Origin of the sequence: Paenibacillus glacialis (assembly GCF_001637205.1) — a bacterium.
In the GTDB taxonomy this organism is placed as follows: domain Bacteria; phylum Bacillota; class Bacilli; order Paenibacillales; family Paenibacillaceae; genus Paenibacillus_AQ; species Paenibacillus_AQ glacialis.
In genome coordinates this window covers 1-17,678 of record NZ_LVJH01000029.1, presented here as the reverse complement: position 1 = coordinate 17,678, position 17,678 = coordinate 1, and the positions used below count along the sequence as shown (strand labels likewise).

The following is a 17,678-nucleotide window of genomic DNA, read 5'->3' as shown; positions in this document are numbered from 1 at the left end:
ATCAATAGACGTCTTTTTGAACAACCTCTAAAAAGTGATTATTTTACGAGCGCGACTATTTTTTGCGCACCATCAGCCATTGAATCCGCAGATACGATGTTAAGTCCCGACTCCGCTAAAATTTTCTTACCAAGTTCAACATTTGTTCCTTCTAGACGTACAACCAGTGGACGTGTTAATCCAAGCTGTTTAGCGGCTTCGACAACACCATCAGCTATAACGTCACAACGCATAATTCCACCAAATATATTAATGAATATTCCTTTAACTTGCTCATCGGATAAAATAATTTTGAATGCTTCCGTAACTTTCTCTGTGGTTGCACCGCCCCCAACATCGAGGAAGTTAGCGGGTTCTCCTCCATAATACTTAATGATATCCATCGTCGCCATGGCGAGACCAGCACCATTGACCATACAGCCAATATTACCGTCTAATGAAATATAACTAAGATCATATTTCGAAGCTTCAATTTCCTTCAAATCTTCTTCTTCTAAGTCGCGAAGTTCTAGAATGTCTTTATGACGGAGCAAGGCGTTAGAATCGAAATTAAGTTTGGCATCCAGTGCGATAACATCACCGGAACCTGTAATTACAAGCGGATTAATCTCGGCAATTGAACAGTCTTTATCAACAAATGCACTGTATAATGCCACCATAAACTTAGCAGCCTTGTTCACTTGTTCATTCGGAATGTTAATAGCGTATGCTAATTTACGAGCTTGAAACATTTGTAACCCTATTGCTGGATCAACCACTTCTTTAAAAATCTTTTCTGGAGTCACAGCAGCAACTTCTTCAATCTCAGTGCCGCCTTCCTCAGACGCCATCATTACAACACGGCCTGTATCACGATCAACAACAACACCTACGTAATATTCTTTTCGAATATCACAGCCTTCTTCAATTAATAGACGTTTGACTTCTTTACCAGCTGGACCCGTTTGATGAGTAACTAATACTTTTCCAAGAATCTCTTCTGCATAAGCACGTACTTCATCCAAACTTTTAGCGACTTTAACACCGCCAGCTTTCCCACGGCCTCCAGCATGAATTTGGGCTTTAACGACCGTTACCGGGCTTCCCAAAGATTTAGCTGCTTCTACCGCTTCTTCCACGGTGTAAGCAACCTTTCCATTAGGAACGGAAACACCATACTGTTTCAAAACTTGTTTTCCTTGGTATTCATGGATATTCATTAACGGATCCTCCTATCAACATGACTGCAACAAGTCGAGACTTCCAAGTAGAATGGGCTAGAATCTCTTTAATAAAGAAACTTTGCACTTTTCTTCAAGAAATATAAGTGAAGTATACCATTAAATGTATTCTACTTATATTTAAATTGGAAATTAATATAAACCCAACTCATTGTATCATGTTTTTAAAACGCTTTCCTTAATATATGGACATCAAATAGACACTCTTTTGATATCGGTTTCATCCCTTATTGCGAACAATTGGTAAAATAAGTAAATATAACTTGTTTCTACTGATTATTATATCTAATCGGAGGGACACCTTCCTAAATTTAAGTCATCATCCGCTAGTTTGACAAATCTTTCTATTCGATCTAAGATTTATCTAATCATTCCATTTGCACAAAAAAAGGAAGCACCTTTTTTCTAGTAAAGTATACGTTCTCCGACGTATCTACTTATATAGAAGAGAGGTGTTTTTATTTATGTACGGAAAAATGTTTAGCGCTTGTTTATATGGCATCGATGGCGTGATCATTCAAGTCGAAGTGGATATTTCAAATGGGCTACCACAGACTTCTATTATTGGTCTTCCTGACTCTGCCATCCGTGAAGCTGTTGAAAGAGTTCGAGCAGCCATCAAGAACTGTGGATTTCGATTTCCCAATCAAAGAGTTACGATCAACTTAGCGCCAGCCGACCTCCGCAAGGAAGGTTCAGCATTCGATTTAGCCATAGCGCTAGGTATTCTGGTTACCAGTGGGCAGATTGTTCTTCCTTCTGATATCCGATTACTGATGATCGGTGAGCTTGCATTAGATGGGACTTTGAGACCGGTGTCAGGCGTTCTATCTATGGTAGATCGTGCGAAGCAAGAAGGGTTTAATGCGGTTCTATTACCCGAAGAGAATGGTGCCGAGGCAGATTTAATCAAAGAAATAAATGTCTATAGCCTAGGACACCTCAGAGAATTGTTGTACCCCGGTGGCATTCTACTACCCAAGGCTGGGAGAAAGGAATCAGATCCCCCTGTCATTCTTCATTCATTGGACTTTCTCCGCAAATCACCGTCCTCTACGCCTATATTATCAGCTTCCTATATCTACTCTGCCAGTTATGAAGATTATAGCGATGTATTAGGACAACAACACGTAAAGCGAGCACTCACCATCGCTGCCGCTGGTATGCATAATATTGTACTTATCGGTCCTCCGGGTACTGGTAAAACGATGCTCATCAAACGTCTACCTACCATTCTACCTGCTTTAACCGAACAAGAATCTCTAGAGACGACCAAAATTTTCAGTGCGGCTGGCAAATTAAAAGAACCATCCACAGGCTTGCTGAAACAGCGTCCCTTCCGCTCGCCTCACCATACGATTTCCTCAGGAGGACTCATCGGAGGGGGAACTATTCCTAAACCAGGAGAAGTCAGTCTTGCCCACCGTGGAATATTATTTCTAGATGAACTGCCTGAGTTCTCTCGTAATGTATTAGAAGTATTACGCCAACCTTTAGAAGACCGTGCTGTAACGATTAGTCGTGCTCGCGCAGTTCATACATTTCCAGCACACTTCATGTTATGCGCTTCAATGAATCCATGTCCGTGTGGCTATCTCGGAAGCGATCATCCTGAGCACCGTTGTACTTGTAGTAGTACTCGTATTGCAAGCTATCGAGCCAAAATATCCGGTCCTTTATTAGATAGAATTGACCTTCAAGTGGATGTTCCACGGCCCAAAGAGTGGACTAAAGAGACCTTTAGTTTATCTTCGGAAGAAATGAGAGAACGTGTAATGTTAGCACATCGTATCCAACTACGACGTTACCGCCACTTACCTTTCTCCTACAATAGTGAATTAGGGGGTAGACATCTTCGTAACTTTGCAGCGCTCTCGTCTGATACAGCAACGATGCTACAAGAAACGTTGGAGGCTCTTGGTCTCAGCATGCGAGCTTATGACAGAATTCTAAAATTAGCGAGGACGATCGCAGATCTAGATGCCAAAGATACCATCGGATCTTCGCATGTCGCAGAAGCCATTCAATATCGGAATTTGGATCGGCAACAGAATCAGGCAGAGGAAGTAACGTGATATATCCAGGTGTTCTATTCTATAGCCGTGATAACCGTAAATATAAGAACGTCACTAAGACCCATCGTGGATTCCTTTCGATGATATTGCTAACTTAGAACGGATTGTTCAGATACTACAATTAAATAGAAACAAAGAAATAGACCACATTGGCGATTAAAATTCACCCTATAGAGTAGACACTTTAAAAAAGTCTACTCTATAGGGTATTTTTCTATATAATGAAAAAAAGAATACGGAGTGATTCATACTGAGTCATAAATTATTTAATAAGAAGGAAATCAAACCTCTAATTGCGAGCCCATTCGTGAAAAATATAAGTGAAAAAGGTATTACTTACACAGATGAATTCAAACGTATCTTCATCGCTGAATATGAAAAGGGAAAGTTACCGAGACAAATCTTCGAAGAATGTGGCTTCGATGTTGAGAGCCTCGGGATGGATCGTATGCACTCAGCTACGAAACGTTGGAGATCCGCGTATCGAAGAGATTGATTAGAAGGTCTTAAAGATACACGCAAAGGTAATTCAGGTAGACCAAGTGAACGGGAACTGTCCTTAGAGGAGAAATATACTCGGTTAGAGGCACAAAACAATTTACTCAAAGCAGAGAATGAATTACTAAAAAAGCTCGAAATGGCAGAGAGGATGATGAGAAAGAAATCAAAATAAGGAGTGATGAGAAGTTCCAACTGATCCAATTCGTTGACTCAAAATTTAAACTAAAAAATAAAATTAGCTATTTATGTAAAGTAGCTGGTGTGTCGCGTTCAGGATACTATCACTACTTCTCTGTGGCATCACAAGAACGCTGAACCAAGCGAGAGAAGCAGGACAATCTTGTGAAGGAGATCATCCTTAAAGCCTTCCGCTATCGTAGACGTAGAAAGGGTGTACGCCAAAAAAAAATGACATTAGCAGGTCAATTCAACACCGTATACAACTTAAAACGCATCCGACATATTATGAAAAAATATGGCATCATTTGCTCAATTCGCCAAGCCAATCCTTACCGCCAAATGGCGAAGGCAACGAAGGAACACCGAACGCTATCGAACCAATTAAACCGTCAATTCAAGCAGGATATACCTGGAAAGGTGCTTCTAACAGACATTACGTATTTATTTTATGGTAATGGCTAGAAGGCTTATTTATCTACTGTAAAAGATGCATCAACAAACGAAATACTGGCTTACCAGGTGTCATACCGTATCACACTAGATATCGCCACCGCCACGTTACTCAAGTTGAAAAATAATCGCCATGTTCAATTAGCAGAAGGTGCCTTCATCCACTCTGACCAAGGCTTTCACTATACTAACCCCACTTTTCAAAAACTTGTGAAAAAATACGGTTTAGGACAATCTATGTCACGACGAGGTAACTGTTGGGATAACGCTCGGCAAGAATCATTTTTCGGGAATTTCAAAGATGAAGCTACCATCAAACCTTGCGAAACACTGGATCAATTGAAGAAGTAAATTAAGAGTTTTATGATCTACTACAATCATTTCAGATATCAGTGGAATTTAACTAGGATGACTCCTGTACAATACAGAAATCACCTTCTTCAAATTGCCTAGTCTTTTTTAAATTGTCCTTTACAAAGGGTACATTTTATTTGTCTCAAGGCTTAAACTTCTAATAAATATTAATTCTGTACTTTCATCATTCCGATAATCTCAATATTATCTTGGAAGTCGTCCATTGCAGAAATAGTTGATTTAGCTTCTTTCACTATTGCTTCCTCATCGTTAATATCCGGAATACAGCCAACAGTGCAGGTTTTACTTTCTATATGTAGGTATAACCATATAGTCACTCCTATGGTTCACCTTCCTTTATAAAATTCATCCTATTATTTCTCATGAAATTATTAACCAATATTTCATTGCAATCGGAGATAGCCTTATCAAATTCTTCACGAGTCATAGAGGGTTCTTCGTCGGCATAATGAACTACTAGCTTCATATATCCTTTCTTTTTAGGGACTTTCCTTTTTATTTCTGTGAAATATTGTGTGTCAAAATGTAGAATACACTTGATATCTTCAATGGTGATCTCTTCTTCATCATATTGTTTGATTAGCTTTAGATTAACTATTTGATCGGAATTGATTAACTGGAACAGATTAAGAGATAATTTTCTTATTTTTTTTGTATCTCCTCAAAGGTTAAATTAGTCTCATAGTCTACATACTCTGTTTTAACAAATGTCTTATTATCTAAGCGCTGAAAGAAATATACTTGATCAAAAGAGATATGATTTACATATTCATTAGTACTTCCATGTAATCTTATGAAAATCTGACTATCTAGATATCTACCATATGCTTGTTTCACATCTAAAGAGGTTTGTTCATCAACTGTAGACTGTTTGAAATCATTCATATACTTGTACTCAAAAATTTCCTGCTTTATTGTAGTATCTTCGTGAGCAGGTTCATTAAATATGTTCAGCATCCTCATTTTAATATCAGTATTGTAACTGCTAAAACAGAACGTATTATCTCTCGCCTCAGCCCATTCATATTCTTTACCAGATGACAAATCCAAAGCTGTTCGAGTTCCATCCTTGTTCACTGTTCCGCAAGTGAAATATTAAATTTATATTTTTTGTTAAAAGAAAGCATATACCTCCTTGATAGGTTTCGCACTTCTCCTACATGTGTTTTTGTCATTTACCAATAAACCTCCGTAATTTTTGATATAAAGACTTAGATATATAAGAATTATTGAAAATATATGAAACTTGCATTTTATTAACAATATAATTAGATACCGACTATTTGTTGGTACCTTTACCCCATTTCTTAAATTTTCTATAGGGTTAAGATGTCACCCGATCTTCCGACCCATAATTATGTGTACCATTAACTTCTACTAATCTCTCCAGTGATACATTACTCTCGAAAAATCACTATTAGCTAAATCTTGTTCATTAATTAAAAAATTCGCAACTCCTCCTCGCATTCCATATCTGACTGTTTCACTTTCATCTGTATCTATTTGAAGTAATAATGTATCAAATGATTCATATCTGTTATCATAATATCTAGGATCATTATGAATGAAATAAGGATAACCTCCTATTTTATGACCCTGTGCAAAACTTGCAAAATAATTGAAATACTTCTCAATATCATCTGCATCCTCGAACAATTCTTCATCTTCAAAAAAATCAATTGGTTCTTTATTGAAAATTTTATTAAATGCTAGTTCATCAGTAGTATTAATGCACTCATTTACCATACTAAATTTTAAAGAGCACTCTGCTTGAATTGGGAATTCTTTGTTGTATTTGATAAATTTAAAATCTGATATTAAATCACTCTCATTATCCATAATTTCATCAAAATATAATACTTTAAAATCTTTTTGTACTATTTGATCTTTATAATTTACCCCTAAATGTTCTTTTTGAGATATGTAAAATTGAAGTATTCCTATTTGGGGAAAAGGTTTTATTTGGGGCATTTCTTCAAAATTAAATTGTGCTAATAAAATTAGAGGCAATCCACGCGAATCCAGTGGGTATTCAAAATTTTTGGGCAAATATGGATTGCCACCAAATTTACTTTCTTGCAATCTTGTTTGTCTTTTTTCAGTAACTATTCTTATAGTAGGCTTAATTGATCGTTCAAATTTTTCTTTAAAAGGTACAAGTTCTTTTGGAAAATTCATGGTTTCAAACATATCTATCACCCTTCCACCTTAACTTTGACTCCCGATTTCAATATGATTCATAAACTACTTATCATTCTCTTGAATTCTCCCAATCCCATTATCAGCAGCAATCAGCTTATGTCCATAACAAGTAACAAGTTTTTTGAGTGAGTTTATACCACCATATGGATATGAATGCGGATCAATTTCAAGCCGATAAGTCATTTCACCATAGTGCTTTACTCCGATGATATCATATTCGCCATTTTTAATTGCTTCAAACATCGAATAAATATCCCACTCGTCTTTCATATCCTCGTTTGAAGGAACAACCTTTATATATACATTCCCAAGTAACTTTCTCGTAACCTCATATTCTTCTTCAGTTGGCCAATTGAAACGATCTAGCTCTTGCTCTGTAAAATACTTGATCCATTTATTATCAATATCTTCCGTGTTTTTTTCCTTATCATATTGCATTTTAGCCGCAGTTTCTATTAATCTGGATAGGCTTTCATGACTACAGAATTCAAACTCAATATAGTAATATTCCATTTCTCACTCGTCGTCCTTCAACAATTTTTAATGAAACATGTCTTTCATTACCTAACTTCCACATAACAGCGTGTAATCGCGGCGTTGTAAGATCCTTTTAGTCGCAATAATCCCATTCATACAAAAAATAGTAATCTTTACTTTCACCAAAGTATTTATTATATAAATATTTTTTTTGAACATGTGCTACTTTTAAATCAGGTTCTATTTTTTGAAGTAAATCTGAACTGAGATCAGTCGGTACTCTTACTATTTTAAATTCAGTCCGTATATACTCCATAAACTTATTAGGATCTTCTTGAGTAACACATTCTTTCAAACTAAAATTATCTGGAATCCATATTTCTTTTAATGCTTTTATCCATTCTAGATTAGTGTGAATAGGTTAATTGAGTATATCCCACTCATTTGCTGTGTGTAGTCATTTATTAAAAATAAAAGCAAATGCTTCTTCTGTATTAGCATATTGATATTTAGGCGAAATTAATAAAAAGACAGCAGTACGGTCAGGATAAAATTCATGCTGAGTAAAATTTAATTGTTTTAAATCGGTTTTTGCTGATAGTAGCGCAAATCTATCTAAATCATTAAAAAGTCGCTGAATGGAGTGTAAGATTGTTTTCACCTCAAAGTAGAAAATGGCTTAATTGATTTTTTAGAAATTCTTCCTCAATCATAAATACCCCATTCATACAAGAAATAATGATAATTCCTTCGAATTTCTCAATATACTCAATCAAAAATAACTCCTCCTTTCCATTGTGAAATGTATGTTTCATTTTAATTCCATTAAATATTTTGATGGCACAAAATCAGCAAGCCATACTCCATTATTTGCAACATAAAACTTCACACCGTTTGCTAATGCTTCAGCAGTGTTTACTTCAAGAATAACCAGCTCTCCTCGTCTTTTACCTGCTAATGTTGCGAATTCAAGCGTCTCAGACAAGTGAACATATTTTCTTCCCATAGGTTTGATTCCCTCAATAAGAATCTTGTTAAGAACTTTTGTATTAGTTCCATGATAGAGAGCCGTGGGTGGGACAGATTCTTGGTAATCTAGTCTTCCTGCACTGTGTCCATAATTAGCGCGAATATAACCATTTACAATCTCATAGCGTTGTTTTGCACAGTTCGTTACTACTTGAATAACGTCTGCCTCTTCGATATCTGACCACCTGTTCTCCGAACGAAGCGCTTTAATTAATTCCTGAACGTCACAGTATCCTTCATGATCCAAAATAATTCCGAATTGTTCTGGTGTGTGCCTAAGTATTTTACTCATGAATTTACTTAGACTCTCTTCCTGCTTATTTGATAACATATAACCGCCTTCTTTTCAATGATATATTTGTTTTATGTAATTTTATATTAGCATCTATAAGATAATTGCTACCTGCTATCTTTATCTCTTTTCTTTTCGGCTCCTATCCATGTGTAATAAGATAACCAAAATAACAAAGGAACCACCATTACAGCATAACGTTCTCCTAGAGGTAGAAGGAGAAATGATATTACTCCAAGAGGAATAAAGATAGTTGCAAGTATGATGTACTTTTTCCAATGCATATCTATCACACTCCCTAATCCACCTATTTTCAAGAACGAATTTCTTCTTAAAACTCACATTTCATTCTTTCTTTCTAATAAGCTTAATCGTATGCTTTAAATACCATATTTCATCAATTTCAATACCTCCACATTTTTCAATATCTTCACCCACAGGGAACAATCTTGTGTAACCAGTGTTTGTCTTCAAAATTGTTCCATCCATTAACTCAATAATTATTTTCATTGGCATCGTAATCCATCTCCTATTCATGAATGATTCGTTTTATCTTGATTCAATTTGAGAGTTATCTTTTTCCGTTTCTTCATAGAATTTCCCTAGTGTTCTTTTTTTGATATAGGACTCTGGATCTCTAAAGAGTAGTGTCTTTGTTTCATTTTTCGATCTTTCCCAATCATGCTTTAGCAAAACGCTAACACAATCACGAAATTCATCTAATATCTGTTTATCGGGATCACCTTTTTCAATTTCTTTTAGAAGTTTGATTATATATAAATCCAACTTATTCCCTTTTTCAACTAATGGGTTCAGACTCACCATTACCATTGTAGCTAATTCTTTTAAATCATCTCCATCATATTTCCCAGAACAGATTTTTGAAGTAGTTTCCCTCATGACCTTTCTCCATACTGACCGTTCCTCAGTTATGTATTTTAAAGACATATTTTTGTCATTACTTATCTTAGCAACATAACTAGAAATTAGAGTAGCTATTACTGTTGAGGTAAGAAAAGTGGTAATAATTGCAGCCTCCATATTCACCATAAATCCTCTCTATATCTAACATGTGTATTTATTAATTCTAGGAAAGGCTAATTTTACAACATACTTTTTAATTCCTCTAAGTCTCTACGAATCAGTTTATTTATAGTTATCATTTCACTACACAACTTTTCTTTCATCTCTGAATTATATATTATTGCTAGATTTGTGAGTTGAGCCAAGGAATTATGGTTTTCCATTGCCCCTGCCGTACGAGTTAATTGTCTGATTAAAAGTGCATCTTTTTTTTGATTTAAAACATCTGAATTTAATATCATCCAAAGGGTTTGGCTCCAATATGGGGTAGTAAAAAAAAGGTGATATTCACTAATATCTCTTACTCCACCAGGAGGCTTACTGATTTCTATTTGTTCCTTCAAGGACTGGATTATTGCATTCCTCTTATCTGTTTGCTTTTTCTTCTCTACAATGAATAAAGTTATGATAGCTCCAATAATTAAACTTAATACTTCTGGATAAAATAAAAATATAAATTTTAATAAATCTTCCCACAGACCATTCATTACGATGCCCCTTATAAAAGACTCATTTGATAGAAGATTTCAACTGAAATTCTGATCATAGCATGTTTTAGTTTCACATTTAATTTTGTACCATCTATTACCATAGCTTTCTTTTTCTTGTATGACTAATCTATTTCTGCATCGTACGCAATTATTTGTTGCGCTGCTATCTAACTTATATTCTTTAAGATATGCTTCGGCATGTTCTACCTCTTTGATTTCCTGTTTAAGTGCTTGGTCACTAATGTCCAATTCTTTCTTGTCTCCTCTACTAGCAGAAATAGTTCGAGTAAACGCACCAAACCCTCCGATCAATTCGTGATGATGAATACTAATCTGTCCTCCACCTCTTTCAAATAATTTGATTATTGGCTCATATATATCATGAAATTTAATAGCAATTGGGTCGCCAACATCAAGTAGAGTGCACCATTGAAAATAATTGAAACAAATTATTTTAAAGACCGATAAATTTATTCCTTCAAGATTAGGACAAATTGTATACATATTATCATAATCGAGATTCTCTATTTCATTATTAATGATTTTCGACATGCTCGTAAAAATACTAACACTTTCTTTAGACATAAATTGCAATAAAACTCCAACTCTACGATAGTATTCAGCAATAAGTGTAGCGTCTGCCGTATATTCGCCTCTAGACCTAATATCTTCATACCTTTTATGAGAGATATCTAAATACTGCATTGAATCAATATTGTTAATTCGATTCACGGCTCTTGTATAATGGTTCTCCATAATAACTCCCCTTTTATTCAATCAATAATACACTTCCTTAACTGAATCTATTAAAGAATTGTTTTATAAAACCCTATTCGTCTTTATCAATTGAATGTTTCGCATTCAACACGCTGGTTAGATAATACTCAAACATTCCCCTAAATCTACTATTATCTATTTCTATCCATCTGAAATTCAATTTATTTAATAACAGATTATGAGCTTCATCCTCATTTGAACACTCAGGGTTTTCTTCGGAAATTCCTACATTGGACCAGCCAAGTAGCGAGTTCTTGAGTGGGGCTTTATAATAATAATCTCTTATGATACCATCTTTAGTCTTCCTCTTACTTCTCGTTAAATGTCCATTAAATATTCTTCCTTTTATATCTCTAGCTTTGCCGACATAATAACAATCAGAATCATCTTCCGAAGAAAACATATAAACACCAGGTGCTTCAGGTATTGTTTTTTTATTTCCATTCAATTTTATAGGAGGCTTTGCAAGAAACTTCTTTACTTCATCGTCTAGTTTCTTTTGCCAAGTAGAATCACGAACAATCAAAGTTAACACTCCCTAATATAAGTATTACTTTTATCCAGGAATTTCCACCACCTAAACAACTTACTTTTAGAAGGTGCCTTATTTTGCTTTCTAGAATTCTCATCTAAATAAATTTTAACTTTCTTGTATGGAACTACTGATAATGCCATCAAGTTAAAATCACTATCCAATTTAACTGCAACGAGATACCCCCACCTTTTATTGAGTTTTAGAGGGCTAGTACTTCCAACATTATTCTCCGCAGTAATTGTTTTTACTGAATATCTCATATGATCGATCTTAAAATCAAAACCTTCTTCGTTTGGCTTGCTCGCAAAAATGACAGTTTTTCCTTTGCTAATAAAATATTGTGAAGCATAATATTCGCCTATTCTACCAACAATATTGTCATTGTGGGGAATTCCTAGAGCAATTAAGTCATCGTTAATGTCTTTTCTTGCTTTGCAATATTGAGCAATTGTCTGATTAATAGAAATCATTTTTCACCTCAGTATGAAATCATCGTTTTACCTACTTAGTACTTTATATAAAATGGATCTTTTATTTATCTCCTTTACTGATCAGTTTCAGCAAAAGTATGCAATCTTACATATGAATCTCAACTTTAGAAGTTAATATCTTAATCAGAGTTTGTTCGTTGACTATTATCTAATTTAAACAACTCTTTCATCATCTTGTGATTTACTTATTTTTCACATTTATCAATAAAATCTTGTACTGTCTTTATTAAAAGTTTGGCATCACTAAGTGTAAGATACAATTCACTTTCATAATTAGCCTCACCTGTTTCTTTATTAACAGCAATTTTTTCCAAATTCAATATCTCATTTTCATCGTGATATGCTTCAAAAAAAGTTCGATATATTTTATGATCGTTATCACTTATTAAAACATGCCCTTCAACTCCACGCCTTTTAATTGCTACTTCATCTAACGGCTGATTTCTCATCGTGATAACAACTCCTTATGAATCTAGTAGATCAATCAAATCCCAAAAATCTCTAAGTTAAAACCAAATGATTCATATATTGATCCTTGATCCAAATAGTTGAACAAACATAATTAATTAAATTTTTCTACTATCCTTTGTTATCGAAATGTATAGGATTATTTTACCACATGAATAGTACGTTAGTGTGGTAGTTGAAATGAACTATTTATAATTATTGTTATATTTAGCATATTGTACAAGGGGAACGAAATTTCATGCTGCCTTTACAAAATATGATTGATGCACACGTCCAAACGAATCGTATAATTGAAGCATCTTATGGTCGTATATATGTTTTACTTCAATATAAAAAGCCTTGAGGTAATTAAAATGTACCCTATAGAATAGACACTTTAAAAAAGTCTATTCTATAGGGTGTTTTTCTGTATAATGAGAAAAAATATAATGTTGGAGTGATTCTTAATGAGTCAAAAATTATTTAATAAGAATGAAGTCAAACGATTAAGTACGAATTCATACGTGAAAACCGTAAGCGAAAAAGGTATCACTTACACAGATGAATTTTAACGCCTATTCATCGCTGAATATGAAACAGGAATGCTACCGAGACAAATCTTTGAAGTGTGTGGTTTCGACGTCGAAATCCTGGGGATGGATCGCGTTCACTCAGCAGCGAAGCGTTGGCGTTCTGCGTTTCGAAGAGTAGGATTAGTGGATCTTCAAGATACACGAAAAGGTAATTCAGGTAGACCAAGCGAAAGTGAACTTTCTTTAGAGGAGAAATACGCACGCTTGGAGGCGCAAAACAATTTACTTAAAGCTGAGAATGAATTACTAAAAAAGCTCGAAATGGCAGAGAGGCGGATGAGGAAGAAATCAAAATAAGGGCGGGGGAGAAATTTCAACAGATCCAATCGGTTGTCACGAAATACAATCTAAAGAATAAAGCCAGGTATTTATGTGAAGTAGCTGGTGTGTCACGTTCTGGCTACTATAACTACTTCTCTGCCGCATCACAAGAACGTAAAGCGAAGCGAGAGAAACAGGACAAGCGTGTGAAAGAAAGGTGCACGCCAACTAAAAATGACATTAGCAGGTCAATTCAACATAGTATACAACTTAAAACGTATCCGACGTATTATGAAAAAATATAATATCATTTGTCCGATTCGCCAAGCCAATCCTTATCGTCGAATGGCGAAAGCAACGAAGGAACACAGAACATTTCCGAACCTATTAAACCGTCAATTCAAGCAGAATATACCTGGGAAGGTTCTCCTAACAGACATTACTTATTTATTCTATGGTAAAGGCAAGAAGGCCTATCTATCCACTGTAAAAGACGCATCCACAAACGAAATACTATCTTACCAAGTATCAGATCGTATCACATTAGATATCGCGACCGATACTTTATTGAAGTTGAAAAAAAATCTCCGGGTCCAATTCGTAGACGGAGCCTTCATCCACTCTGACCAAGGCTTTCACTATACAAATCCAAACTTTCAAAAGCAAGTGAAAACATGTGGTTTAGGACAATCCATGTCCCGACGAGGTAACTGTTGGGATAATGCCCCCAAGAATCATTCTTTGGGCATTTTAAAGACGAAGCTGACATCAAACCTTGCGAAACACTAGAACAGTTGAAGAAGGAAATCAAAAGCTATATGATTTACTACAATCATTTCAGATATCAATGGAATTTGAAGAAGATGACTCCTGTACAGTACAGAAATCATCTTCTTCAAATTGCCTAGTCTTTTTTAAAATGTCCTTTACAAAGGGTACACATTAAATTGGACTTCTGTCAATAGACTGGACACAAAAAGAAAGACTAAATTAGGCCGATAAGGACAAGAAATCTTCCATCTGCTGAGGAGTTTTATACCCAATAGAAGAATGAATGCGGTTGCGATTATAGCGACCTTCTATATACTGGAACAACTTTGTTCGAGCATCATCAAAAGAGGTGAATATGGTTCGATAGACCATTTCTTTCTTTAATATGGCGTGAAAGCTTTCAATAGGAGCATTATCATAGGGACAACCTTTGGCGGAGAAGGACTGTCGTATTCCCAGTGTCTTGAGCTCTTCTCGATACTCATGACTCGTATATTGACTGCCTCGATCCGAATGGAGGATAACTCCCTTAGTAGGCTTTTGAGTGGATACAGCTTGATGAAGTGCAGATAACACACAGGCTTTATCCATCGTTTGACTGAAACACCAACCAATAATTTTATTTGTAGACAAGTCCATAATCGAAGCTAAATAGCACCAACCCTTATTAAGGACGTGGATATAGGTGATGTCACTTACCCATTTTTCATTTCTCTGGCTTACTTTAAAGTCTCGCTTGAGTAGATTCTCGCCACCGTTATACACGGCATCCAATTTGTAGGGCCTGTATTTTTTGATCACAACAGATCGAAGTCCTAAGCTTCTCATGATCCGTTGTACTCGTTTCTCACTCATTTTAAATGGGAGTTGAAGCTTAAGAAGTTCTTCTCTGATTTTAGGCGCTCCATAGACACCATCTTGTTCGTGATAGATCCGGATGATCTCTTGTCTTAACCAATTGATTTCCTGCTTTAATCGACCTTCAGGACGTTTTTGAGTACAGTAATAATAGTTGCTACGTCCAATCCCTAGCACCTTACACAATTTACTTTTGCTATGTTGGTCAGACTGGGATACGGCCACATCCACAACCTCACGAACGCTTATCTTTTGGCGAATATGGTCATAGCTTTTTTTAGGATCTCGTTTTCCTCTTCAAGTTCTTTAATTCTAGATTTGAACTTTTTGACCTCTACGACGGAGACTTGTTCATTGTCTACTTTAATCTCTTTACCTTCATTAATCCATTTGTAAAACGCCGTTTTGCTTAGACCATATTCACTCATAATTTCAGATGCTGTTTTCCCTTTACGATGGAGTTCAACGATCATTGCCTTGAACTCATCACTATATCTCCCTTGCTTGGTTCCCATAGATGAACACAACCCTTCAATATTATTTTAGTAGTCCTCCTTTTTGTGTCCACTACTTTATACTAGATCCATCTAGTATTATTCTTCATCATATACTTTACTACTTCAATAGGAGCAAATTCGTTTATTCCTTTGCTTTCAACGATTACCTTAACTGCTACTAACAATTCGTCTCTACACGTTGTAACACCCATTTACTCGCCTCATTTATTTGATTTTCATTATCGTATCAGAAGAAATTAAAGCGAGATAGTAATCGATGTGTTATGTGTATGCTGTTGTGATTGGAGTGTGTGATACAATTTCATGGTACAATATACCTATTACATACTAGGAGGAAAATAAGTTGAAAAAAGTAGCTATATTTTTAACCACATTTTTAATAGCATCCACTCTCTTTGGATCTATTCAAAGTGTATCAGCAAGTTCAAACTCTACAAAGGTTGTTAAGAGTAGTGTGGCAAGTAAAAAGGTGATTACAGATAGAGAAATGCTTGCTTATTATAATAAGATGATGCGGCAAATAGATGATAAGATACGTTCATTAAGACTACAAGAAGGTCGATATGCTAAGTCTTCTCAGGCTTATCGTGATGTTATTCAACAAGAAATAGATTTGATGAAGAAGAAAGAATACTGGCTTAATAAGGCAATCGATCTACTAAAATAATCGCCATGTCATATGACAAATCAAAAGACCACCAAGAGAGAATGAACTGCACCCCAATTGTTAGACACAACTAACATTGGGAGGTGCAGTTTTTTTATGACCAGGTACAGTACAGACGATAAAATTCAAGCTGTTATACGTTACCAAAAAGGAGCGGACAGCTTGAAAACCATCGCAAAATCCATAGGGGTTCACCATTCTGTCTTCTCAAATTGGATTAGTCAATATGAACATCATGGTGAAGAAGCTTTTAAAAAGGGCTATACATCATACCCTGCACAGATTAAACTAGACGTACTTAATTATATGAACGAATTCGGGACGTCTGCTAGAGAAACGGCTGCAATATTTAATATTGCGAGTCATAGTACCATTTTAAGCTGGCAAAGGAGCTTAGAATTACATGGAATTGACGCCCTAAGGCCAAAGAAAAAGGGGCGTCCATCCATGAAAAAAGAATCTATAAAACGGAAGAATCAAACGTTAGTAGAAGGGTCTGTAGAGGCCTTACATGCAGAGGTAGAACGTTTACGAATGGAGAATGCATATTTAAAAAAGTTGAATGCCTTAGTTCAAAACAAGGAAAAATCACCAAACAAGACAAAGCTCAAGTAGTCTATGAACTAAGGAACGAATTTTCGGTGAAAGCACTCCTACAACTAGCAGATATCCCTCGTAGCACGTATTATTACGTGGTAAAAACGTTTGGTATGCCGGATAGAGATACGGAGCTAAAAGACCTTATTCAATCGATTTATGAGGAGCATGAGGGACGTTATGGTTATCGTCGTATTCGCGACGAGTTAGTGAACCGCGAACACCATGTGAATCATAAAAAGGTACAACGTTTGATGAAGGTATTGGGATTAAAGTGCTTGGTACGTATGAAGAAATATCGTTCGTATAAAGGGACTATTGGCAAAATCGCGCCAAACATATTAGAACGTAACTTCCACGCTGAGAAGCCAAATGAGAAGTGGGTTACGGATATCACAGAGTTTAAATTATTTGGAGAAAAACTGTATTTATCTCCAATACTAGATCTATATAATGGCGAAATTATTACGTATACGATCGGCTCAAGACCGGTCTACTCGCTAGTTTCAACGATGTTAGATCAAGCATTTGGTCGATTAACAGATGAAGATAAGCTCTTTATTCATTCGGATCAAGGCTGGCACTATCAGATGAAACAGTATCGTCATGCCCTTGGAGAACGCGGCATCAAGCAAAGTATGTCTCGTAAAGGTAATTGCTACGACAACGCCGTCATTGAGAACTTCTTTGGCATCATGAAATCTGAATTTCTGTATTTAAAGGAATTCGAAAGTATCGCACATTTCAAACAAGAGCTATCAAAATACATCGATTATTACAACAACAAG

The 17,678-nt window shown here is 35.6% G+C and carries 20 protein-coding genes and 2 pseudogenes; 5 read left to right on the top strand and 17 right to left on the bottom strand.

The genetic code is table 11. The features are described from left to right. Positions 1-38: 38 nt before the first annotated feature. On the bottom strand, positions 39-1,199 hold the full coding sequence (gene sucC, locus PGLA_RS16055) for an ADP-forming succinate--CoA ligase subunit beta (protein ID WP_068534503.1): 1,161 nt from the start codon (positions 1,197-1,199) through the stop codon (positions 39-41). 485 nt (positions 1,200-1,684) lie between these two features. Between sucC and PGLA_RS16050 the strand changes: the two genes are divergently transcribed. Beyond that, positions 1,685-3,295: a YifB family Mg chelatase-like AAA ATPase gene (locus PGLA_RS16050; protein WP_068534500.1), complete on the top strand. Its 1,611-nt coding sequence runs from the start codon at positions 1,685-1,687 to the stop codon at positions 3,293-3,295. Between the two features lie 250 nt (positions 3,296-3,545). Beyond that, positions 3,546-4,879, top strand: a pseudogene (locus PGLA_RS26960) (IS3 family transposase). Between the two features lie 68 nt (positions 4,880-4,947). Here the strand turns inward: PGLA_RS26960 and PGLA_RS28105 are convergent. The 14 genes from PGLA_RS28105 to PGLA_RS15980 form a co-directional block, all read right to left on the bottom strand. Beyond that, complete coding sequence (locus PGLA_RS28105; RefSeq protein WP_161487934.1) at positions 4,948-5,118, bottom strand: hypothetical protein; 171 nt, start codon at positions 5,116-5,118, stop codon at positions 4,948-4,950. A gap of 325 nt (positions 5,119-5,443) precedes the next feature. Beyond that, positions 5,444-5,878, bottom strand: a complete 435-nt coding sequence (locus tag PGLA_RS16035) for a hypothetical protein (RefSeq protein ID WP_161487933.1) — start codon at positions 5,876-5,878, stop codon at positions 5,444-5,446. Positions 5,879-6,178: 300 nt separating this feature from the next. Then, entirely contained in the window at positions 6,179-6,991 is an 813-nt protein-coding gene (locus tag PGLA_RS16030) for a YwqG family protein (protein ID WP_068534492.1), read from the bottom strand. 54 nt (positions 6,992-7,045) lie between these two features. Beyond that, a complete protein-coding gene (locus PGLA_RS16025; RefSeq protein WP_068534489.1) occupies positions 7,046-7,516 on the bottom strand; it encodes a hypothetical protein in 471 nt (156 codons plus the stop codon). 421 nt (positions 7,517-7,937) lie between these two features. Beyond that, complete coding sequence (locus tag PGLA_RS28100) at positions 7,938-8,141, bottom strand: hypothetical protein (RefSeq protein WP_161487932.1); 204 nt, start codon at positions 8,139-8,141, stop codon at positions 7,938-7,940. 150 nt (positions 8,142-8,291) lie between these two features. Further along, positions 8,292-8,840: an RNA 2'-phosphotransferase gene (locus tag PGLA_RS16015; RefSeq protein ID WP_068534478.1), complete on the bottom strand. Its 549-nt coding sequence runs from the start codon at positions 8,838-8,840 to the stop codon at positions 8,292-8,294. Between the two features lie 68 nt (positions 8,841-8,908). Continuing rightward, positions 8,909-9,118: a hypothetical protein gene (locus PGLA_RS28095; RefSeq protein ID WP_211269563.1), complete on the bottom strand. Its 210-nt coding sequence runs from the start codon at positions 9,116-9,118 to the stop codon at positions 8,909-8,911. A gap of 28 nt (positions 9,119-9,146) precedes the next feature. Continuing rightward, complete coding sequence (locus tag PGLA_RS28090; RefSeq protein ID WP_161487930.1) at positions 9,147-9,317, bottom strand: hypothetical protein; 171 nt, start codon at positions 9,315-9,317, stop codon at positions 9,147-9,149. A gap of 33 nt (positions 9,318-9,350) precedes the next feature. Then, positions 9,351-9,842 (bottom strand): hypothetical protein, encoded by a 492-nt coding sequence (locus PGLA_RS16005; RefSeq protein ID WP_145939578.1) that lies wholly within the window; start codon positions 9,840-9,842, stop codon positions 9,351-9,353. A gap of 62 nt (positions 9,843-9,904) precedes the next feature. Further along, positions 9,905-10,372 (bottom strand): hypothetical protein, encoded by a 468-nt coding sequence (locus PGLA_RS16000; RefSeq protein WP_068534472.1) that lies wholly within the window; start codon positions 10,370-10,372, stop codon positions 9,905-9,907. Positions 10,373-10,411: 39 nt separating this feature from the next. After that, positions 10,412-11,107, bottom strand: coding sequence for a hypothetical protein (locus tag PGLA_RS15995; RefSeq protein WP_245700002.1), 696 nt, complete (start codon positions 11,105-11,107; stop codon positions 10,412-10,414). Positions 11,108-11,204: 97 nt separating this feature from the next. Then, positions 11,205-11,678 carry a GIY-YIG nuclease family protein gene (locus PGLA_RS15990; RefSeq protein ID WP_068534468.1) on the bottom strand — a complete coding sequence of 158 codons (474 nt, stop codon included), beginning with the start codon at positions 11,676-11,678 and terminating at the stop codon, positions 11,205-11,207. 2 nt (positions 11,679-11,680) lie between these two features. Further along, a complete protein-coding gene (locus PGLA_RS15985) occupies positions 11,681-12,157 on the bottom strand; it encodes a hypothetical protein (RefSeq protein ID WP_068534466.1) in 477 nt (158 codons plus the stop codon). 206 nt (positions 12,158-12,363) lie between these two features. Continuing rightward, positions 12,364-12,627 carry a hypothetical protein gene (locus PGLA_RS15980; RefSeq protein WP_068534464.1) on the bottom strand — a complete coding sequence of 88 codons (264 nt, stop codon included), beginning with the start codon at positions 12,625-12,627 and terminating at the stop codon, positions 12,364-12,366. 465 nt (positions 12,628-13,092) lie between these two features. Here PGLA_RS15980 and PGLA_RS15970 point away from each other — a divergent pair. Continuing rightward, a pseudogene (locus PGLA_RS15970) lies at positions 13,093-14,387 on the top strand (IS3 family transposase). Positions 14,388-14,469: 82 nt separating this feature from the next. Here the strand turns inward: PGLA_RS15970 and PGLA_RS15965 are convergent. Continuing rightward, a protein-coding gene (locus PGLA_RS15965) for an IS3 family transposase (protein WP_145939577.1) occupies positions 14,470-15,623 on the bottom strand; the annotation gives its coding sequence in 2 pieces (ribosomal slippage) (positions 14,470-15,380 and positions 15,380-15,623; 1,155 coding nt in all). Positions 15,624-15,685: 62 nt separating this feature from the next. Then, positions 15,686-15,817: a hypothetical protein gene (locus PGLA_RS29445; RefSeq protein ID WP_281197365.1), complete on the bottom strand. Its 132-nt coding sequence runs from the start codon at positions 15,815-15,817 to the stop codon at positions 15,686-15,688. 152 nt (positions 15,818-15,969) lie between these two features. Between PGLA_RS29445 and PGLA_RS15955 the strand changes: the two genes are divergently transcribed. Continuing rightward, a complete protein-coding gene (locus tag PGLA_RS15955) occupies positions 15,970-16,293 on the top strand; it encodes a hypothetical protein (protein ID WP_068534459.1) in 324 nt (107 codons plus the stop codon). 96 nt (positions 16,294-16,389) lie between these two features. Beyond that, a protein-coding gene (locus PGLA_RS26955) for an IS3 family transposase (protein WP_145939576.1) occupies positions 16,390-17,678 on the top strand; the annotation gives its coding sequence in 2 pieces (ribosomal slippage) (positions 16,390-16,843 and positions 16,843-17,678; 1,290 coding nt annotated over the 2 pieces). This gene is flagged as partial in the annotation.